Origin of the sequence: Bacillus sp. FJAT-25509 (assembly GCF_001420605.1) — a bacterium.
Lineage (GTDB): Bacteria > Bacillota > Bacilli > Bacillales > Bacillaceae_G > Gottfriedia.
Window position 1 is genome coordinate 16492 of the sequence record NZ_LJIZ01000032.1, and the last position, 20962, is coordinate 37453.

Consider the following 20962-nt stretch of genomic DNA (forward strand, 5'->3'; position numbering starts at 1 on the left):
TGAACTTGTATTTACTTTCAAGGGTCGCAATTAGGACCCTTATTTATTTTTTCTAGACATTTTATTAATAAATAAGGATATTTTCTGGACAATTCGGTAATATCCTTTATCATATAAATAGTAAAAATAATGAAAAGGTGACTTTATGAAAAAATTACTTGTAATTGTGGCTTTAGCAGTCTGTCTAATTATCTCTGCACAAACAAATCCATCAAAAGGAGAGTTTGTCACTTGGGCAAAGGATCAGCTTAAATTGGAATCAAAAAATAAATACATTGATTTTGGAATTGACTTATTAGGGGAAAAACTTATTAGTAAGGTTACAACTAAAAAAGATTATATCTTTTTTTCAGTTTACGAGGTTAAGGCTTTAGACAAGGAAATAAAAGTGGTCGGTTTATTTAATCACTTTATTCCAATTTCAAAAAAATAAATTATGAAGAGTTAGTGGAAAACTTTGATTGCTTGTATATAATAGAAGAATAAAGTTAAAAGAGGTGGAAAGAATGAGCAAATCAAAAGCAAGAAAATTACGAGACAAACTAGTTAGAGAAGGTAAACGAAATCCAGAATTAAGTAGAAGTTCATTTGCGATGTTAGATTTAAATACGCGTAGAACAAAAACGAAACAAGAAAAATTAAATCAAGTTAAACATAAAAAACAGTCCTTTGGAAAAGATGATTTTCAAACAAAGGACTGTTTTTATTTAGATGCTGATCTTATTGTTGTGTAACAGGCGCTTTTTTTACTTTATTAGCGAATTTAACTGTTAGATTTGTTTTATATACGTCGGCCGCAGCTTCAAATTGATTGTAAGTATTATTAAATTTTTTAAAAACGTTAGTTGCATTTACAAGAGCAATTTTTGCTTTTGCTACATCTCTTTTTTCAATTGCATTATCTAAGCTTTCATTCTCTTCTATATCATACAGCTCGTCAAAACCATCTTTAAAATACTTATCAAACATAGAATCTAGATCTTTTTCGATTTGACGATGTGTTGTGTAATCCATATCAAGAACATCGTATGCATAGCTAATAATTTCTTGTTCTTTAGATGTCATCCCATAAAAGCGTTGATTTACTAAAGCATATTCAGTTTCATAGTTTTTATATTCAGCAGGTAATTGCTTACGAATATAAATTTCATTTTCAGTATAAATTTGATCCTCGATATCGTATACATATGACTCGATCATATCATATGTGTGGTTTTGGTAATTTCTAACTGCCATCAATTTATTTTTTTGAGTTGTAAAGTATGTTTTAGCACCCTTTGAATCTACTTTTTTAATATATGTATTAAACTGTGCTGTTACTTTTTTCATATCTACTGCAGCATTGTCTTTACGCGCTTTATCAATTCTTGTTTTAAAGCTCGCTGTTTTTTTCACTAGTTCGTCTTTACCTGTATATCCGTATTTATTAAATAAAGTAACATCAGTTTGTAGTTCTTTATAATAATCATAAACTTCTTGATCTGTATAATAGATTTCACTTTTTAAGTTGCTAAGAACTTTTATGTAAGAGCTGACTTGTTTTTTTAAATCATTTTGAACTTGGACAACTTTAGTATTAGTTGCAGCTTGGGTTTCAGTTGGAAGTATACTTAATAAAATACCTGCTGATAGAGTTGTTGCAGTTGCTATAGTTGCGATTTTCTTAAATTTATTCATTTCGGTCTCCTAATATTAAAATTTTTCACACTATTAGTATATTACATGTTACAAAAATATTAAATATATATTAATAAGATTAAATATGTTTTAAATTACCTTTAAATGGAGTTATACCAGTTCACTCCACTTAAAGGTAAATAAATTAAGTGCTACAATCATAAACTAGTAAAATCTATTTTTAGTCTCGAGAGGCATTTACAATTAACTGTGCCATTCTTCTTGGGTATACTTTTGCAGTTGACATATGATCGCCACTTCCTTGTATAAAACGATAAACTCCCAATCTACTAGCCATATGAGGATACCAACCAGAATTTTCGCCTGTAGGTACTACTGTATCTTCTTGTAAATTAATAAAGCTTCTTGGAGTAGATAATTGGTAAAACGTTTTTAAATCTAGTTTTTCAACAAGGGGAGTTGCCGGTTCAGGTGTTGTCGCACTATAAATTTGCCTCGCCGTTTGTAAATCAGCCAAGTTAACAAATACATCTCGGAAATATTGGAATGGTAGTTTGATTGTATTATCAGAAGATTGCGCAGCTAAGTCTAATAGGAATTTTTGGGCTTGAAGTGGAAATTGATCTGTAAGGCTTTCACCGTCATTTAAAACAAAAGCATTCCAAAAAACTAATCGTTTAATTCGATCGTGAAGCTGTTCAGCGACTTTTTGAATGACAGTACCACCAAAGCTGTGACCTATCAAAATAATATTATTAAGCTTATTAGACGTTATATAATGAACTACTTGCTTTGTAATGATCTCATGATTTACATTTTTATCTTTATCTGTACCATGCCCAGGCAACTGTGGTGTGTGAACAATATGTCCCATTTTTAGTAGTTCTCGTGTGATTCCGTGCCAGAAGAATGGATCAACCCATGAGCCGTGAACTAAAACGAAAGTAGCTTGAGCATGCTGACGATAAAAAATGTCAGATTGGTCAATTGAATGATGCTGTTGATGTATAGGATATGATTGATATTCGTTATACCAATATTGGTGATAATCATAGTAAGGATTATTTTGATTTGGATTCATATTTTGATTCCTGTAGTTTATAGGTTGAATCATTTCATGGGATTTTTTACTGGTCATGCTAATTAGTCCCTCCTCGTTAATCTTTCTCATCGTATGCACCTATTCGTTAGAAGGTGCCCACTTAACTAATGGAAATATAAGTAAGTAAAGAGGGGAAAATAATATTTTAGGAGGAGAATATTATCAAAAAAGCTGTTATTTTATTAATACTATTGTTAATTGTTTGTACAAGTGTTTACATTGCGTTGAAGGATAAACTTTTCCAAGATTCATCACATTCGAATCCAAATAAAAATACAAATCATCAAACGGAAACGGATACTAATCATTCGAATCAACTTTCAACAAAAGAAATTTTAAATAATATAATTTCAAGCGCTAAACAAGGAGAAATTCCAAACCAAAAAAATATAGAAGTAGGAAAGACTTCCTTAAAAGATATAACAGAGCAATTTGGGGAATCTACCCAAAAAGATGAGGCTGCTAATAGTACGTACTTAACTTATCAAAAACAGGGATTTGCTGTAGGGTATGATCATCAAAATCGAATTTATGAAGTAAGATCATATAATTCTAATTTACAACAAGTTCACTATGACGATATTATGAAACAATTAAAAAAGCCAAGTAAGATTAAATATTATAAAGATCAACAAGTTGATCAAATTATTTTAGTTTATGAACTACCAAATCAAATTGAACTGAAGTTTATTTTACCAAGACCAACTAGTGAAAATAATAATCCTACATTGCATCATACGTCAGTATCAATTATTGACCAGCTTATTCCTAATACTGGCACTAAACTAGATCAGCTTTTAAATGCAATGACACTTCAAGAAAAAATAGGTCAAATGATTATTTCAGGTTTTTATGGACCGAATTACTCAAATAGTTTAAAAGAACTAGTTGAACAATATTATATTGGTGGATTTATTTTTTACAATGAAAATCTAACGAATAACAGTCAAACGGTTAAACTTGTAAATTCAATAAAGGCTGCTAATCGAAATAATCTTTTACCGATCTTATTCGGAGTTGACCAAGAAGGTGGAAGGGTATCACGTTTACCAGGAAATCTAGGTCAAATACCATCAAACGAAATAATTGGAAAGAAAAATAATGGACAGTTCTCATATGAAATAGGACAAATACTAGGAGAACAGCTACAAGCTTTTGGTTTAAATATGGATTTTGCTCCTGTTTTAGATGTAAATAGTAATCCTAAAAATCCGGTCATTGGTGATCGTTCATTTAGTAATAATCCAGCAACTGTAAGTAAATTAGGAATACAAACAATGAAAGGAATTCAATCAGAGAAAATCATTCCAGTTGTAAAACATTTTCCTGGCCACGGTGACACTTCGGTTGATTCCCATTTAGAGTTACCTGTTGTAAACAAATCGTATACTGATTTAAAATCGTTAGAATTAATACCATTTAAGGACGCTATTAATCAAAACGCAGATGCTGTTATGATTGCACATATTTTATTACGAAAAATCGATCCTAAATATCCTGCTTCAATGTCTAAAAAGGTCATTTCATCAATGTTAAGGAATGATTTAAAATATGATGGAGTGGTTATGACGGATGATATGACGATGGATGCAATTGGAAAAAATTATAATTTGGAAAAAGCAGCGGTTACTTCCATTTTAGCTGGAAGTGATATCATTATGGTTGCTCATGATCCTAACAAAGTAAAAGCTGTATATAAAGAAATCGAAACAGCCGTGAAAAACAAAACAATTTCAGAAGAACGTATAAACGAGAGTGTAAAAAGAATCATTTTACTAAAACAAAAATATAAATTAGACAATAATCAAGTAAAGCCGATGGACCTTCAAAAGCTCGTTGAAAAAACAAACAAATTAGTAAAAAATTAGCAAAAAAAGGAAATTACCACCTTTTGTCGAATAAATAGTCTAAAAAGGTGGTGTTCTTTCTGGCTAGTAAGATTTCAGATGCAGGATTAATGCTATTGGCTATTTTTAAAGAACTTCAAGAAAAAGAGCCAGACTTTGAAAAAGGGCTTCATAATGAAGTAGGAGTAGCTATTGATGATGTCGAACCTGCATTAATTGAATTGGAAATGCAAGGATTTATAAACGGTTTAACTTGGATTAAGAGTGATATAGATCAAAAAGAAAATGCTTCATTATTTAATATTTCAATAACACCTATAGGATTAGCTAGAGTAATAGAATTATTAAGATAATATGTATACATAAAATGACTACCTCAAATGTTACGAGGAGTATAGTAAATTTCCTTTTAGAAAAGTCTGTGAAACAGCCATATATTTTTATCGATTATAAACTTTCTTAAATAAACATACCAAATTACGCTGAAAAAAAGAGCCTAAAAATATTCTCTTAGGCTCTTTTTTTATTTAGAAACAGTCGTGTTAATTGTATAACTTATGATACCAGAACGGTTTCGTGCGTAAATACTTAATTTTGTTCCAAGCTTTTGTTTAGGAATTTTGACCGTATATGTTCCTTTGTTAGATGTGGTGGTTGAACCAATCGTTTTCGAACCAGATTTCACATAAACCGTTGTAGATGGTTCGGATTTACCTGTAACAGAAGTTGAGTTGATGCTAACTTTGTTAACCGTTGGTGTCTTAGGAGCAGTAACCACCTTGACTAATGTACTTTTACTGGTATTTTTTGAAGCATCCGTCGCTGTAATGGATAGTGTTGTGTTGGACGATTGCTTGGAAATTGCTATCTTAAAAGTACCAGTATTTGTTGCTTTACCAGTATTTAGTACTTTAGTTCCTTTTTTAATCGTAATCAGTGCATTCGCTTCTGATTTTCCTGAAACGGTTGCTGAAATATTACTGATTCGATTGACTGTTGGTGCATTAGGAGCAATTGTATCCTTAATTTTTGATACCGTGACTTTGCTTCGATTCCCAACTAGATCAGTCGCTGTTGATTGGATCGTTTTATTTTGAGCAATGTTTTTCAATGTAACTGTAAATTGACCGTATTTATTAGCTTTCGTCGTAACTGTTTTTCCGGTAGACGGTTGGCTAGCCAATGGAACAGTAGTTGCCATTGTGCTAAGAGATTTTGTGTTAACCATCGAATCGACCGAAAGTGCAGACGAACGAGAAGTGGTTGTTGGGATTAAAGAATCCGTCGACAGATTGATTGTAGCATTCGGTTCGGCTGTTCCTTTTACAATGTTGGTAGCATTATCGATACTCGTAATCACTGGCGGCTTTGGTGCAACAGTGTCACGAAGTACGTTTTCAACAACAGTGTCTGTCCCATATGGTGCTTCGGCTGGAAACAAATCTTCTAAGAAATACATAAAATGAACCGTAGTATTCGCTCGTAATGGAGTGATTAATGGAACAGAAAATGTTCCATCCGGTTTTGTTATAACTTCATAAGGATAATCTGCCGCATTAATCTGTAATTTAATATTTGGTGGTGCAGTCCCTGTGATGATCAACGATGAATCGTATAATGAGTTCACATGAATACGCGAATCAGGTTCAGACACAACATTTACTGATAAATAATCGACCAATCCCTGATAAGTTGCTTTTATAATCGTACCACCTGATTTTTTTGCGATAAGTTTATTGGATGAGTCAATCGATACAATTGATGGGTCAATTGGCGTTAAGGTAACTTCATTTGGGTCAAGGAATGTGATTTCGTTCTTCTCATTTATATATTGCAACCCATAATAGGTCGATTGGTTTTCTTTTAATTGAATATACGGATCTTTAAACTCAATCCGTTTAGTCAAAGGCTGACTTATTGGATAGTTTTGTACCTCAATATATTCAGGATCTTCGTAGTTTTTGTCATTTGTGTTTTTAGCATAAGCGATTTTATCCATGTTTTGAGAAAATACAACATTGTCAATATCATTTCCAACTGTGCGTAAATAAGCACCAGTTGTTGCGTTGAAAAATTTAATCTTATGGAAATAATGGAAAATTAATTCATTATTTTTACCGTAACTAATTGCACGAGAAGTTGTTCTATTATTTTTGGCTGATTCGTTGATGTACAAATTAAAAACAGTTGAAGACTTTTCAAAATTACGATTCACATCGTATTGCACAAATGGATTTGCGAGTCCTGAATCATTTGTTAATGATAGCGTATTGCCATCAGGACTAAAAATCATTTGACGAATCGGATAATACCGAGTCGTTTTAAACGGATTTTCAAACGATTTTATGACTTTTTTTGTTTCGTAATTGATAATTTCAACGGTCGAATCATCTGTAACAGCAACAATTGGTTCTGTTGGATGGATACTTACACGTAATCCGTATTTATAATCAAATGATTTTTCAAACAGTACGGTTTTTGTTGCATCATCATATATGGTTAACCCATATGTTCCATCTGATAATTCATGTGTTATACCCATGATTCGTTCATCGGACCCTTTAAATGAAATTTGGGCGATATAATAAGGTAATGTAAATAATTTGTCCCCTGTCTGAACATCGAAAAACTGTGTGTTTTCGCCTTCATTTGAATACAAATAAGAACCATTAGGACTATAATTAAGATAGCGAACAGGCATATGGTTTAGTAATGCTCCTGTTTTTGTATCGTACATTCCAAAGTTCACAAAAACTCGATTCCCGTCCGGTGAAAGAGTTGGGCTGTTACCAGGACTTGCAAAAATCAAAGAAGGATTCGGTTCAGTCGCAGCAATGACTGCTTTTTGTTGAGTAAGCGTAGCCTTCGTACAAAAAAATAGTAGTAGACACAGTATGGATAAACTCGTTTTTTTAATCATATATTCTCCTTAAATAAATAGTCACTACTCGATTATATAGTGCTAATGTCAATAAAGATATGAGAATATTCGTAATCGAAGGGCAAGTTGAAAAATACAAATGATGTTTTTGTTTTTAAAAAGTTTCAAAAAAATTTATAAAAGGTTCAAATTGTAACATATTGAAAGAATATACTTGGTCGAAGGAGTGGGGGGATAAAATTCACTTGCAAGAAATAAACACCATTTCCATTTCCATTTCCAAAAGAAAAAAGGAGGAAATAAAAATGAAAATTAAAAAAGTAAACCCCGAATCTGTTGCTGCACCTGTTGGCCAATATAGTCATGTCACAATTGTCCCAAGACATGCAGAGCTAGTAGTTTTATCAGGTCAAGTAGGAAACGACAAAAACGGAGTATTTCCAATTGATATCGAAAGTCAATTTGTCAATGCACTTGAGAATATAAAAAACATCCTTGAGAGCGAGAAAGTCGAGCTTCATAATCTTTTTAAACTCAACTTCTGGCTAACGGAGAAAATCGATCGTCAATTCTTTCTAGACTGTTGGAGCCAATTTCATTCCGGTAACCCACCTGCAACAACTTATGCTTATGTATCAGCTTTAGCAAATCCAGACATTAAAATAGAAGTAGAAGCATGGGCAGCAAGATAATCAACTTAGTTCGTTACAATCAATCGTTATTGAATTAAAACTATGGATGGTAATGATTGGTATAACATAGCGAACTTTGGGAAACTTAAGTGGAGGTAATTCGGTTCGAAAGCGAGATGAAAAATTGAAATGGATGAATTCGAGTCTCAATTAAATCCCACTGTAAGAAAAAATATAACAAAAACACTAACACAACTTAATATGAAAATCGAAGGCATGATTGGAAGAATTGAAAATAAAGGATGCGGCATATTAACTGAATTTGAAAATATCCATCGCGTCTTTAATAATTTACAAATGGATGCAGCCTCATTTTATTTAAATTCATATCTATCTCCGTATACTGATATCTTTGATGAATTGGCAATTACAGTTCAGCACTTATCAAAACGTAAACATGGCGGATTAATTGTAGTAAAAAGAGACGACTCACTTGAAGAGTTGATGAGTTCAGGGATACACGTCGGTGCAAAACTATCCCCAGCATTATTAGAATCAATTTTTTATCCAGGTAGCCCGTTACATGACGGAGCAGTACTAGTTGAAAATAACATGATCATTTCAGCAGGTAATGTACTTCCGCTATCTAAAATTACATACGATAATAAAAAACTTGGAACAAGGCACCGAGCAGCAGTTGGAATTTCAGAACAAAGCGATGCACTTGCTCTAGTTGTATCAGAAGAAACAGGAAATATATCTTTTGCTTATAAAGGAAGCTTATATCCTGTTAAATATGGGGCACCTATTAATTAAAACCGAAACGATCAATTAGATCGTTTTTTTTTTGTTGAAAAATGAGATTGTCAATTAGTGTCCAATATGACCGTTATGAGGAAGTAAATTACAAGTATAAGCAAAAGTACTACCTCATGAAGCTGTTATGAGGAAGTAAATTACAAGTTTAGGCAAAAGTACTACCTCATGAAGCTGTTATGAGGAAGTAAATTACAAGTATAAGCAAAAGTACTACCTCATGAAGCTGTTATGAGGAAGTAAATTACAAGTATAAGCAAAAAGTACTACCTCATGAAGCTGTTATGAGGAAGTAAATTACAAGTTTAGGCAAAAGTACTACCTCATGAAGCTGTTATGAGGAAGTAAATTACAAGATTAAGCAAAAGTACTACCTCATGGGATTCTATTTTAAAGATTGAAAATTTTTAATATCAACTCGCTGAACGATCATTTAGATCGTTCTTTTTGTTTTTATAATAATTTTACTTTTTTCAGATTTTATGGATTGAATTGTTTTTGAAATCATATTATGATTATACTTAATTATTCCGATACGAAAGGTTGGTTTTTGGTATGTCTAATCCAAAAATAAATACAATTCCATTACCTTTAGTTCGTACAAATCAATGGACGATCTTTATTTCTGTAATATTAACATGGATCACTGGTCAGTACTGGCTACTACTTATTCCTTTAATCAGTGGACTAAGTGGATTACTTTTTGATTTCCATCCAATCATAAAATTTGCTAAACGTTTTTTAAAAAAGAAACCATCGAGCTATCCGCAAGAGGATAAAGGTCAACAAAATTTTAATCAAACAATTGCAGTAACCTGTTTATCTCTAGCATTTATTGGTGCATTAGTTAGTTGGAACGTATTATTTTATGTGTTTTCAATTATGGTCGCATTAGCTTCGTTTATCGCAATCAACGGATTTTGCATTGGTTGTTATATTCATTTTCAATGGAACCAATATAAATATCGAAAAAGCTTAAGATAAATTAAATAAAAATCAGAGTCTTCTCATTAAATGAGAGGACTTTTTTTATGATTTCAAAACAATAATCTGATAGAAAAAGAAGTTGAATATAAAAAAATGGAAGGAAACTCGTAACAAAAAATTCATTGGTTTATTTCAAATATCTAACTGATGTATGATATGATATAATAATAAGTCTTTTATGGTGGTGATTTGGATGGAAAAAGCTCATTTCTCAGAAGAACTTATGAGATTTATTTCAAATATGGATCGTGAGAATTCTGTTGTTCAATTTTCTGTTCCAGGCAAAGGACGATTTACACTTGTCCTTCAAGAAGAAGAACAATCTATTAAAGCAGACGTCGAAGCAAATCCTGAAATAGAAATTATGATTAGAAAAAGTCAGGATGAGTACAAAAAGGGTTTAGGGGTGTCAACATCTGAGTTTTTAAAATCAATTTCCTCTAAAGACTTCATCTAACGATTTTTAGAAATGTTATATGGCCGCTTAATGTACGAAATAAACTTACCCAATTTAGAAGTATAAGATTCACTCCAGAAGAAACATTTGATTTTATTTCACAAATAGTCTTGGAAACAGAAGATTTATTAAAAAATGAAGTCATTGGAAAAACATATACTGAAGAACATGGAAATTATAAAGGAATATCAAGAGTCGTAATAAAAAAATTTCGAATTTATTTTGAAATGGTCAATAACGATATAGTTATTGTAGCAATCGTATTTCCAGGTGAAAAATAATAATAATCAGAGCCTTCTCATAAATGAGAGGGCTTTTTTTATGATTTGAATACATAATTCGGTATACTAGAAATAGTATTTGAAAATGTGACGTTCTCCAAGGTTTTTAAAGCAAATTAGAAATTGAGGATTTACTATAAAATTAAACGAAATAGATGGATTATTGCTTCAGGAAGGAGATTTAAAATGATTCAATGGAAAGAAGACATTGTTATAAATGAAAATATCGAAAAAGTATGGAGTCTATTTTTAGATAAAAACATTAAGAAAATAATGCCAAAAGTTGAAGAACATAATTTAATCGATAAAAATGAAAACGAAGTAGGTGCAAAGCATCAGCAAAGTTATAGAGAAGGAAAACGTGTAGAATCTTATATTGTTGAAACTTTGGCTTACGAGGATACTGAATCATATAAAAAAAAGCAAATCCATTTTGTTTTAGCAAATGCGTTTGTAACGAATCTGACATTTACATTAGAAAAAATCGACGATATACATACAAAATTTATTTATGAAGGCACGAATGCCGGAGTAAATTTTATCGGACGAGCTATGTTAAAGCTAGCTAATCCAAAGGGGAATAATTTAAAGGCAGTACATGATTTTTTACAAAGAGTCGAACAAGAAGCTTTAAAGGCGTAGGATTAATAGGAATTTATAAAACAACAAAAAGGAGAGCATTCCATACTCTCCTTTTTTATTATTTATTTGATACTTTACTTAATAATTCATATGAATATAAACGCGCTGCATGATCGAAAACAGAACCATTTACCATGATTTCATCAGCTTTTGTTATATTTAAAACTGTTTGTAGCTTTTCAGTAACGGTTTCGATTGTACCAATAGCAGATAGTTTCATTTGATTTTCAAGTGTTTCTTTTTCATATGGACTCCAAATTTCATCCATATCGTCAACTGGTGGTTTTAAAAGAGAAGGTTTACCACCTCGAATTAAGTTTAAAAATGATTGTTGTTGTGTGGTGAAAAGTCTTTTTGCTTCTTGATTTGTGTCAGCAACGACAACATTTAAGCCAATCATTGCATATGGTTCATCTAAACTTTTAGATGGTTTAAAGTTATTGTGATACAACTGCATTGCTTGAACTGTATAATCTGGTGCGAAGTGTGCTGCAAATGCAAATGGTAAACCTAATTCAGCAGCTAACTGAGCACTAAAGCCACTTGATCCTAATAGCCAAATTGGTATATTTAAACCTTCGCCAGGCACAGCTTGAACCGTTAAACTGCCTAATCCACCTGGCGGATTAAAGTAATTACGTAATTCCTCTAATTGAGCAGGGAAGTCTTCATGGCTGCGTAAATCTCTACGTAACGCTCTCGTTGCTGACATATCACTACCAGGAGCACGACCTAATCCAAGATCAACACGACCTGGATGTAGTGATTCTAATGTACCAAATTGTTCTGCTATGACTAATGGAGCATGATTTGGTAACATGATTCCTCCAGAACCAACTCGAATCGTTGATGTTCCACTTGCAATATGTCCAATTACAACTGAAGTTGCTGAACTTGCAACTGCAGGCATATTATGATGCTCGGCAAACCAGTAACGGTGATATCCCCATTTTTCAGCATGCTGTGCTAAATCAAGACTATTTTTAAAAGCATCAGCAGGAGTGCTTCCTTCAACAACCGGTGCTAAGTCTAATACAGATAAAGGTATTTCACTTAAATTCTTAGCAACTTTATCTTGGAAACGATTATTCATCATAAAATTTTCCTCCTAAAAAAACATTTTTCAATATATGGAAATAACGAGACGTTCTCATTTGATAAACTGTGTTTTAATTATATACAGTATGCTAAGATTATAGAAAATCTTTAGCCATAATACAAGTTTTTGAACTTGGAAATATTTATTCAGGGAAACTTCATTTGGTAACAAGAAGCACTTTTGGTAAAAAGAAAAAAATTTGTAAATAAATGTATAGAATAAATTTTAAGAATCATACTATCTTTAATCTGATAAACAACATCAGAGCATCCAAAAGACAAAGGAGTCGACAACATGGCAAACAGAAGATCTTCAAATCAATATGCTTCACCAAATGCAAATTCAGCAATTGAGCAAATGAAGTTCGAAATAGCTTCTGAATTTGGAGTGCACTTAGGACCAGACACAACTTCACGCGCTAACGGTTCAGTTGGTGGAGAAATTACGAAGCGTCTAGTTCAAATGGCAGAACAAAGCCTAGGCGGATATGCTCGTTAAATAAAAAATGAGGATGGAAAGCAAACTTTCTATCCTTTTTTTATTGTCTAAAAACAACTAGATCCATCCAGTAAATCGTTATCTACTTACATTTAAAAAAGTCTAAAAACTACTATATACTTGCAAGGGATACAAAAACGGGGGATAATAATATCACTGGATGGTGATAAAAATGTCAAGTTGTAAAAATTCCGTTACACCTAAGTGGTTCGGATTTGCTATTCAGGCATTAGTTTTACTAGCAACAACAGAAGGGGTTACACCAAGTAAAGCAATCGCAAAACATATTAGATCAGGTGTTTCATTTATGAGAAGAATTATGGCTCCCCTCGTAAAGGAAAAAATAGTAGAAGCAAGAGAAGGACGAGATGGTGGCTATTTATTAGCTAAGTCACCTGAGGAAATTACCTTAAAACAAGTCTACATTGCCCTACAAATGACAGAACCTCTATCAACCGCACTAATTGAATCCACATCTGACTGTACTAGTGGACGTGTAATGAACAATGTATTTTCAGACTTTGCAATTGAAGCAGAAGAACACTTACTTGGCTTTTTATGTAACTATACTTTGGCTGATTTTGTAAGACGTGCCAGTCATAAAACAATCGAATCACTTTGAAAATATCGTACATTTGGATGTACGATATTTTTATATTGTTTGGGATAGTGTGTCTGTTAGGAGGCGAGTACAATAAAATTTAGAATCGCAATTAAATTTAGAGAATGCTAATTAAAATAGTGTAATCGCAAATAAATTTCAGGAATCACAATTAAAATTGTAGAATCGCAATTAAATTTGGAGAATGGCAATTAAAATAGTGCCATCGCAAATAAATTTCGATAATCGTAATGAAATTAGTCATTTCGCAATGAAATTTTGAGAATCACAAATAAAAATAGCGAAATCGCAAATAAACCATACGAAGTGTATAGTTTACAGGGGAAAATATCAAATTTTTATTTCGAGAGAAGTGATTTCTCTCAGATCATGATCGATTGGACTTTTTTTAATGATATAAATTAAAAATTGCTTCTTTTCTTATGAAATGTGAGGTGTTTTAATTGGAGCAAAATGATTATTATCAAAATTTATTAAAAAGGCTTTGTAAAGCTAATAATATCTCTCCCCGAAAACCTATATTTGAAAGTATTGATGGTTTCGTAATGATCCATGTAAAAAATCATTTGAAAGAAGGAGTAGATTTAGAAAGCTTTAAAATATTAAATCTTATTTATCAAACAGTTGTACCTTTAGGCATAAAGTTCAATCAACAATTATTTTTATATCCAAATGGGGATCGATTAGATAGAGTTACGATCTCTTTTAGCAGAAATGATTATATGGTTTTAAACAAGAAACTGGAAACAGGAGATATAAATAATGAGTAAAAATAGTTTTAATTAATTATTTTTACAAAGCAACAGTAAAGTGATTTTACGAATTCTTTTAAATATATATATGGGATACTATAAAAGTAACAAAAAAAATTTAGAAAATTTTGAGGAAAAGTGAAAAATGTATGAATTTTATTAGATTTCAATAAATCATCTGTCAATGGCATGCGGACGAGGTGATAAATTCCTCCACGCTTTCTTCCATTAAAAATCTAGTCCCTTACGAGTTTCAGCTAGCCCTCAAATTTTAACCTTGAGAGTAAGGATAATCAAAAATCAAAAAATGTCCTTGAAATGAGAACAGTTATGACATATACTGTACTTAAATCAACACACTTACAAAAAGTAACCAACTAATTTTTACCGCACTATTTTTTTAAGTATTACTGTTTCTAAACTAAGAACAGTAAGGATTCAGTAAAAAACTCTAAAATTAACTGTACTTAATATAAGTTCAGTAAAAAACAAACAACAAAAGGGAGAGATTTTTAAATGAAATGGTTTACTCGAATTATTCAAGGGATTTTAATTATTGCATTTCTACTGTCTGGATTTGTGAAATTAAGTGGAAATGCTCAGATGTTACATGATTTTATAGAGGTTTATGGTTATTCAAAAGGTATGATGTATACGATTGGTTCATTTGAGGTGTTAGGTGCAATTGGTTTATTAGTTGGTTATTGGAAGTTGATATTGGGTAAGCTTGCTTCAGTCGGATTGGCGATTATTATGGTAGGTGCTGTATTTACTCATTTACATGCGGGTCAAGGCATGAGTGTTGCAATGGCTCCGTTCATTCTGTTAGTGTTAACATTAATTGTACTATTTTCTAGAGGAGGTAAATTAAAATGAATTTTCATCAAAAGCCAAAAGTTTATGCTCCAACTGTTGAATTAAAAGTTGCAAATTTAGAGCGTTCATTAACGTTTTATCAAGAGGTTATTGGTTTAAAAGTTTTGGAACATTCCACTACAAATGCTAGTTTAACAGAGGATGGGGTAAATGTATTAATTAAATTAGTGCAACCAGACAATGTTACACCTAGAAATGAGCAAAATACAGGATTATATCATTTTGCGTTATTAGTACCTACTCGAAAAGATTTAGGTATCGTGCTTAAGCATCTGATTGAAACTAGAAATCCACTTCAAGGTGGTTCGGATCATTTAGTCAGTGAAGCGATCTATTTAGCGGACCCGGATATGAATGGTATTGAAATTTATGTAGATCGTCCATCGGAGAATTGGCAATGGCATAATGAGTATGTCGTTATGGATAGTAAACGATTAGACGTAGAGGGACTTTTAGCACTTGCTGAGGATGAAGCTTTTACTGGTCTACCATCAGGAACAATTATGGGTCATATCCATTTGCAAGTTTCTGATTTAAATAGCACAGAGAAGTTTTATTGTGAAGGGCTCGGATTTGATGTTGTAACGAAATATGGAAGCCAGGCATTATTTATTTCAACTGGACGTTATCATCATCACATCGGTTTAAATACTTGGCATAGTGCAGGAGGAGTTGAACCTTCTGATAGCAGTGCAGGATTAAAGAATTTTACATTGTTATATCCAAGTGAAGAAGAAAAATCGGTGGTAGTAAATCGTTTAAAGAATATGGGAGCTTTTGTTTTTGAAGAAAATGGCTTTACATTTACGAAGGACCCTTCAGGCATAACAATCCAACTATTAGTTGGTAATGAAAAATAGAAATACAAAAAATATGAGTATCAGACTGATTGCAAACGCTTGTCTTTAAGGGGCGCGAAGTCTGGTGAGGAGCGGAGTTACCCTAGACGGTAATGAGCACCGCAGAAAGCGAGCGTTTGTCAACAGTCTAAAGAGACATTTTCAACTACTATGTTGTGAATGTCTCTTTTTTTCGTTTCTATTTTTTAGTTGCATTCTATCATATTTTTTCAATAAAAATAATATATTTGAACAACATGTACATTTACTAACTATGGGAGACGGGAAGAAAAAGGGAGAGTGAAAAAGTGTTACATATTGTGGTTTGTATAAAACAAGTGCCAGATACGAAGATCATTAAGATGAATCCTAAAACGAATACGATGGACCGTGCAAGCGCTCCAGCAATATTAAATCCGTATGATGCTCATGCGGTAGAGGAAGCTGTTCGAATTAAGAATAAATATGGTGGAACAGTTTCGGTTATTACCATGGGGCCACCACCTGCTGTAAAAGCTATAAGAAAATGTATTGAAATTGGTGCAGATGAAGGGTATATGATTTCAGACCGTGCATTCGCTGGGGCAGATACGTTAGCGACAAGCTATGCTTTGACGAAAGCGATTGAGAAAATAGGACAAATTCAAGCGATTGATTTAATCATTTGTGGAAAGATGACAATTGACGGTGATACTGGACAAGTTGGACCAGGTATAGCACGTCGTTTAGATATACCACCGTTAACATCTGTTAAGAAGGTCCAAGAAATTAATAAAGGTGATGGATATGCAATTGTTCATCGAAAAATAGAAGATGGCCATGAAGTGATTAAAACGAGTTTACCTTGTCTATTTGCAGTTGAGAAGGAAATAAATGAAGTTCCTTATTCATCACTTACAAATATGATAAAAGCTGCAAGGTATAACCCGACAATATGGGCCGTGAAGGATTTAGAAGATATCGATATTAAACAACTAGGTTTAAAAGGTTCACCAACAATTGTATCGAAAGTATGGGCTCCACCAAAGGCTAAAGGTGGTACGGTATTTGAAGGAACTTCATTAGAAAAAGTAAATGAACTAATGAAGATTTTAAATGAGAAGAAAGAGTTATTTGAAGTGAAGGGAGGGGTATAAATGGATTTCTCAGAGTACAAAGGTATTTGGGTGTTTATTGAAGAAAACGATAAAGTCATAGCACCCGTGTCACTTGAATTGCTTGGAGCTGGTAAAGAATTAGCAGAAAAACGTGGTTGCGAATTAGCAGGATTATTAATTGGTGAAAATGTGAAATCGTTAGCCCCTACGTTATTTGAATACGGTGCTGACATCGTTTATGTATATGATGACCCAATTTTTAAGGATTATCGTACTGAATCTTATATGAAAGCAGTACTTGAATGTTGTAACAAATATAAGCCTGAAATCTTATTATATGGAGCTACTTCTAAAGGGAAGGATTTAGCAAGTGCTGTTGCAACTGACTTACCTACAGGTTTAACAGCCGATACAACTGTATTAGATGTTGAAGAAGATACAGGGCTATTATTAGCTAGTCGACCTGCTTTTGGTGGAAATATAATGGCAACTATTCTTTGTAAGAAATATAGACCTCAAATGGCGACAGTTCGTCCAAAGGTTATGAAAGCGCTCACTCCTATTCCTGGCGCTGAGGGAGTTGTGATCGAAGAGGAAATTGATTTAAAAGAAGAAGATATTCGTACAAAAGTTTTAGAGATTGTACGTGCAACAACTAAGAAGGTTCGCATTGATGAAGCAGATATCATCGTAGCGGGTGGCAAAGGATTAGGTAGTAAAGACGGATTTCAGTTGATTCATATGTTTGCTGAATCGATTGGAGCGGCTGTTGGTGCAAGTCGTGATGTAGTTGAAGCTGGCTGGGTTGAACATCATCATCAAGTTGGTCAGACTGGCTTAACGGTTACACCAAAAATTTATTTTGCAATTGGGATATCTGGCGCAATCCAACATATTGTTGGGATGCAAAATTCAGGTCTCATTATTGCAATCAATAAAGATCCAAATGCGGCAATTTTTCAATCTTGTCATTACGGCATCGTAGGAGACGCATTTGAAATTGTACCAATGCTGATTAACCAATTCCAAGAAAGTTTTTCTTTAAAGGAGGAAAATCACGATCATGCCGGAAAAATTTGATGTAATTGTCGTTGGAGCAGGCCCAGCAGGAATTTCATGTGCATACGAACTCGCAAAAAATGGTGTTAATGTTGTCCTTATTGAAAGAGGAGAGTATCCAGGTTCGAAAAATGTTATGGGTGGCGTATTGTATCGTAAAATGATGGAGGATGTTATACCTGAATTTTGGAAGGATGCACCAATTGAGCGTGTGATTGTAGAGCAACGAGTTATGATGCTTGATAAACAATCCGCTACTACCTTTGGATATAAAGGTCTTGAATTTGCTGAGGAACCTTATAATAATTTTACTGTTCTGCGCTCAAAATTTGATCAATGGTTTGCTCAAAAAGCAGTAGAACAAGGTGCATTATTAATTAATGAAACAGTTGTTCTCGAGTGTATTGTTGAAAACGATATGGTTGTTGGGGTAAGGACGGATCGACCAGACGGTGATTTATATGCCGATGTGGTAGTTCTAGCTGATGGAGTAAATTCACTTTTAGGAAAATCTTTAGGTTTCCATAAAGAATGGAGACCAGATGAAGTCGCTTTGGCTACAATGGAAATTTTAAAGCTGGATAGTAAAATAATTCAAGATCGATTCGGTCTTGAAGGTAACCAAGGGGTAGCAATTGAGCTATTTGGAGATGCGACAAAAGGCATAGTTGGCACAGGATTTTTATATACAAATAAAGATTCTCTTAGCATTGGGGTCGGTACATTATTATCAGGAATGATTGAAAATAAATTGAAACCTTATGATTTACTTGAATATGTTAAGAATCATCCGATGATTAGACCGTATATTCAAGGAAGCGAACCACAAGAATACCTTGCTCATTTAATTCCTGAAGGTGGGTACAAATCGATTCCTAAATTGGTAGGAAACGGAGTGTTGGTAATTGGTGATGCAGCACAGTTAGTAAACGCAATTCATCGTGAAGGCTCAAATATGGCAATGACATCTGGAAGATTAGCAGCAGAGACCATTATCGAAGCAAAAGCGATTGATAACTACTCTGATGTTGCTTTAAAACCATACGCTGATAAATTATTAAATAGCTTCGTAGGACAGGATTTGAAAAAATATAAAGATGCAACACATCATTTTGAAAAATTCCCTCAATATTTCGAGCAATATATTCCACTATTAAATAAATCTGCCAGCCAAATGTTTACAGTAGATGGTAAATCTAAATGGGAAAAACAAAAGAATATTATGAGTAATATAGGAGGAGCAAAGGCTAAAATTAAGCTTGCGAAAGATGTATACAAAGCATGGAAGGTGATGAAATAAATGAGTGAGACAAAAAAAGAAAGTACAATCGAAGAAAAGCAGTATCTCGTTCGTTTTAATGCCGATACAAAATCGCACTTAACTGTACTAGATTCCGATATTTGTATGACAAAATGTCCTGATAAAATCTGTACGATCTTTTGCCCAGCAGAAGTTTATAAATGGGAAAATATTCGAATGCATGTTGGATACGAGGGATGTCATGAATGTGGAAGCTGTAGAATAGGCTGTCCTCATCAAAATATTAAATGGGAATATCCGAAAGGTGGGCACGGAATTATATTTAGATTGGGGTGATCTGAAATGTTCTCGATAGGCAACTATGTTATGTTTAGCTTAGATGGTGCTGTGGGAACGGTTATGGAAACTAAAGATAATCATTGCTTAGTAGCTTGGGAGGATCGTGTTTGTAGCTGGGCAAGTTTCGATCTACTAAGGAAAATTAGCTGCGCAGAATTAATTCAACTCTTCACTCCAAAATAATTCACCTATTTTTAAATGTAAAAAACCTATAAAATATGGGGGCTATATGGGAGGTACCTAAAACCACCTATATAGCCCCCAATTACATATTAGAGCATCACATTAACCCGTATACCATAAAAACAATTCTAAATGTTCCTTTTTCTATTTTCACTTTTTTAGGTTCTATGATAGATTTTTTTTCAGATTTCGGTTTACATATTTTACAGGATTTTTTTAAGTTATCACTGTTTTTAGGTATAGATAATTTTGTTTTTTCTTTTTGACTAGTTTCTAGTTTAGAGTGTTCAGTTTTATTAACTATCTTGGTTGGTTTAGTACTTATGTCTTTTTCTGTTGCTTCATTATATTCTGCTTCATTTGAAGGATCTGTAAAGGAGGTAAAAATAAATATAACAAATAAGGCCCCAGTAATAATAAAATTCTTTAAAGCCTTTCCGTTCATTTTAAAGAAAGAGATCATCCCCAAAATAATAAAAAATAGGATTCCAATAAGACATAAAAATTCAATAAACGTGTACAATAGATAGCCTCCCTATATTTCGCCACATAATAAATATTCGTTATAGAGGACTAAATAACCTTTTTGAAGTGAAATGAACCATTACTAAAGTTTAGGAGTGTTCCGTTAAACAAAATAATAAGTACTATTTTCCTGTGCTTAACAATTTGTTTTTAGTGCTTTAGTTGTTATTGTTTGATAACTAAATAACACCCGTAGATAAAAATGTTGTATACCTATAAATCCAATATCAAAGGAATAATTTTTTCCTAGAAAAAATAGACCACTAATATGAGCTCGTTCATTTATAAGGAAGACTCCTATTAATATAGAAGTCTTTACATAATTTTTAAATAACGTCAGTCCACTTAAATTAAAAAGTTCCCCAAATTGTCTCCTAGTTATTTAATTTAGAATACATCATTATACAAATCTAGGGGACATTAATAGTAGTAAAAAATGTTAATGTTCCAGCAATCCAAAACTATATACTTATAACATTTACATGCTAATGTTATTAATAGATATAGGATCTTACGACTATATCTTTTT

At 32.8% G+C, this 20962-nt stretch carries 24 protein-coding genes; 19 read left to right on the forward strand and 5 right to left on the reverse strand.

What is annotated here, in order from left to right:
- Positions 1–145 precede the first annotated feature (145 nt).
- Both AN960_RS18985 and brfA read left to right on the forward strand, forming a co-directional pair.
- Entirely contained in the window at positions 146–433 is a 288-nt protein-coding gene (locus tag AN960_RS18985; protein ID WP_056474850.1) for a DUF4359 domain-containing protein, read from the forward strand.
- Between the two features lie 73 nt (positions 434–506).
- Positions 507–734: a ribosome rescue factor BrfA gene (gene brfA, locus AN960_RS18990; RefSeq protein ID WP_056474851.1), complete on the forward strand. Its 228-nt coding sequence runs from the start codon at positions 507–509 to the stop codon at positions 732–734.
- Here brfA and AN960_RS18995 read toward each other — a convergent pair.
- Together AN960_RS18995 and AN960_RS19000 are read right to left on the reverse strand one after the other, a co-directional pair.
- Complete coding sequence (locus AN960_RS18995) at positions 721–1677, reverse strand: hypothetical protein (protein WP_056474852.1); 957 nt, start codon at positions 1675–1677, stop codon at positions 721–723. The two genes, brfA and AN960_RS18995, sit on opposite strands and share 14 nt — an antisense overlap.
- A 181-nt stretch (positions 1678–1858) precedes the next feature.
- Positions 1859–2776: an alpha/beta hydrolase gene (locus AN960_RS19000; protein ID WP_286131752.1), complete on the reverse strand. Its 918-nt coding sequence runs from the start codon at positions 2774–2776 to the stop codon at positions 1859–1861.
- 188 nt (positions 2777–2964) lie between these two features.
- Between AN960_RS19000 and nagZ the strand changes: the two genes are divergently transcribed.
- Both nagZ and AN960_RS19010 read left to right on the forward strand, forming a co-directional pair.
- On the forward strand, positions 2965–4608 hold the full coding sequence (gene nagZ, locus AN960_RS19005) for a beta-N-acetylhexosaminidase (RefSeq protein ID WP_056474853.1): 1644 nt from the start codon (positions 2965–2967) through the stop codon (positions 4606–4608).
- 95 nt (positions 4609–4703) lie between these two features.
- Complete coding sequence (locus tag AN960_RS19010) at positions 4704–4940, forward strand: hypothetical protein (RefSeq protein ID WP_056474854.1); 237 nt, start codon at positions 4704–4706, stop codon at positions 4938–4940.
- 170 nt (positions 4941–5110) lie between these two features.
- On the opposite strand, the gene AN960_RS19015 is transcribed toward AN960_RS19010, so the two are convergent.
- Positions 5111–7507 carry an Ig-like domain-containing protein gene (locus AN960_RS19015; RefSeq protein WP_056474855.1) on the reverse strand — a complete coding sequence of 799 codons (2397 nt, stop codon included), beginning with the start codon at positions 7505–7507 and terminating at the stop codon, positions 5111–5113.
- 266 nt (positions 7508–7773) lie between these two features.
- On the opposite strand from AN960_RS19015, the gene AN960_RS19020 reads away from it, so the two are divergent.
- The 5 genes from AN960_RS19020 to AN960_RS19045 all read left to right on the forward strand — a co-directional run bounded on the left by AN960_RS19020 (position 7774) and on the right by AN960_RS19045 (position 11283).
- The gene (locus AN960_RS19020) at positions 7774–8160 is read left to right on the forward strand and encodes a RidA family protein (protein ID WP_056474856.1); all 387 of its coding nucleotides are present in this window, start codon (positions 7774–7776) and stop codon (positions 8158–8160) included.
- Positions 8161–8289: 129 nt separating this feature from the next.
- Positions 8290–8916 (forward strand): sporulation-specific diadenylate cyclase CdaS, encoded by a 627-nt coding sequence (gene cdaS / locus AN960_RS19025; RefSeq protein WP_056474857.1) that lies wholly within the window; start codon positions 8290–8292, stop codon positions 8914–8916.
- Positions 8917–9471: 555 nt separating this feature from the next.
- Positions 9472–9900 carry a DUF4395 domain-containing protein gene (locus AN960_RS19030; protein ID WP_056474858.1) on the forward strand — a complete coding sequence of 143 codons (429 nt, stop codon included), beginning with the start codon at positions 9472–9474 and terminating at the stop codon, positions 9898–9900.
- A gap of 196 nt (positions 9901–10096) precedes the next feature.
- The gene (locus AN960_RS19035; RefSeq protein WP_056474861.1) at positions 10097–10360 is read left to right on the forward strand and encodes a hypothetical protein; all 264 of its coding nucleotides are present in this window, start codon (positions 10097–10099) and stop codon (positions 10358–10360) included.
- A 467-nt stretch (positions 10361–10827) separates the two neighbouring features.
- Complete coding sequence (locus AN960_RS19045) at positions 10828–11283, forward strand: SRPBCC family protein (RefSeq protein WP_056474872.1); 456 nt, start codon at positions 10828–10830, stop codon at positions 11281–11283.
- A gap of 58 nt (positions 11284–11341) precedes the next feature.
- Here the strand turns inward: AN960_RS19045 and AN960_RS19050 are convergent, their stop codons facing one another.
- Positions 11342–12379 (reverse strand): LLM class flavin-dependent oxidoreductase, encoded by a 1038-nt coding sequence (locus AN960_RS19050; RefSeq protein WP_502692556.1) that lies wholly within the window; start codon positions 12377–12379, stop codon positions 11342–11344.
- Between the two features lie 297 nt (positions 12380–12676).
- On the opposite strand from AN960_RS19050, the gene AN960_RS19055 reads away from it, so the two are divergent.
- From AN960_RS19055 to AN960_RS19100, 10 genes are all read left to right on the forward strand, one after another.
- Positions 12677–12880, forward strand: a complete 204-nt coding sequence (locus tag AN960_RS19055) for an alpha/beta-type small acid-soluble spore protein (protein ID WP_056474875.1) — start codon at positions 12677–12679, stop codon at positions 12878–12880.
- Between the two features lie 172 nt (positions 12881–13052).
- On the forward strand, positions 13053–13502 hold the full coding sequence (locus AN960_RS19060) for an RrF2 family transcriptional regulator (RefSeq protein WP_025568186.1): 450 nt from the start codon (positions 13053–13055) through the stop codon (positions 13500–13502).
- 443 nt (positions 13503–13945) lie between these two features.
- The gene (locus tag AN960_RS19065; RefSeq protein ID WP_056474879.1) at positions 13946–14272 is read left to right on the forward strand and encodes a hypothetical protein; all 327 of its coding nucleotides are present in this window, start codon (positions 13946–13948) and stop codon (positions 14270–14272) included.
- A 498-nt stretch (positions 14273–14770) separates the two neighbouring features.
- On the forward strand, positions 14771–15130 hold the full coding sequence (locus AN960_RS19070; RefSeq protein WP_056474882.1) for a DoxX family protein: 360 nt from the start codon (positions 14771–14773) through the stop codon (positions 15128–15130).
- The gene (locus AN960_RS19075; protein WP_056474892.1) at positions 15127–15990 is read left to right on the forward strand and encodes a VOC family protein; all 864 of its coding nucleotides are present in this window, start codon (positions 15127–15129) and stop codon (positions 15988–15990) included. Before AN960_RS19070 ends, AN960_RS19075 begins: the two co-directional genes overlap by 4 nt.
- A gap of 287 nt (positions 15991–16277) precedes the next feature.
- Positions 16278–17105 carry an electron transfer flavoprotein subunit beta/FixA family protein gene (locus tag AN960_RS19080; RefSeq protein ID WP_056474895.1) on the forward strand — a complete coding sequence of 276 codons (828 nt, stop codon included), beginning with the start codon at positions 16278–16280 and terminating at the stop codon, positions 17103–17105.
- A complete protein-coding gene (locus AN960_RS19085) occupies positions 17106–18146 on the forward strand; it encodes an electron transfer flavoprotein subunit alpha/FixB family protein (RefSeq protein ID WP_056474897.1) in 1041 nt (346 codons plus the stop codon).
- Positions 18130–19425 carry an FAD-dependent oxidoreductase gene (locus AN960_RS19090; protein ID WP_056474900.1) on the forward strand — a complete coding sequence of 432 codons (1296 nt, stop codon included), beginning with the start codon at positions 18130–18132 and terminating at the stop codon, positions 19423–19425. The genes AN960_RS19085 and AN960_RS19090 overlap by 17 nt, the downstream gene beginning before the upstream one ends.
- Positions 19426–19722 (forward strand): ferredoxin family protein, encoded by a 297-nt coding sequence (locus AN960_RS19095; protein ID WP_025568180.1) that lies wholly within the window; start codon positions 19426–19428, stop codon positions 19720–19722.
- A 6-nt stretch (positions 19723–19728) separates the two neighbouring features.
- Positions 19729–19908, forward strand: coding sequence for a tudor domain-containing protein (locus tag AN960_RS19100; RefSeq protein ID WP_025568179.1), 180 nt, complete (start codon positions 19729–19731; stop codon positions 19906–19908).
- A 97-nt stretch (positions 19909–20005) separates the two neighbouring features.
- Here the strand turns inward: AN960_RS19100 and AN960_RS19105 are convergent, their stop codons facing one another.
- Positions 20006–20431 (reverse strand): hypothetical protein, encoded by a 426-nt coding sequence (locus AN960_RS19105; RefSeq protein ID WP_056474903.1) that lies wholly within the window; start codon positions 20429–20431, stop codon positions 20006–20008.
- Positions 20432–20962: the final 531 nt, after the last annotated feature.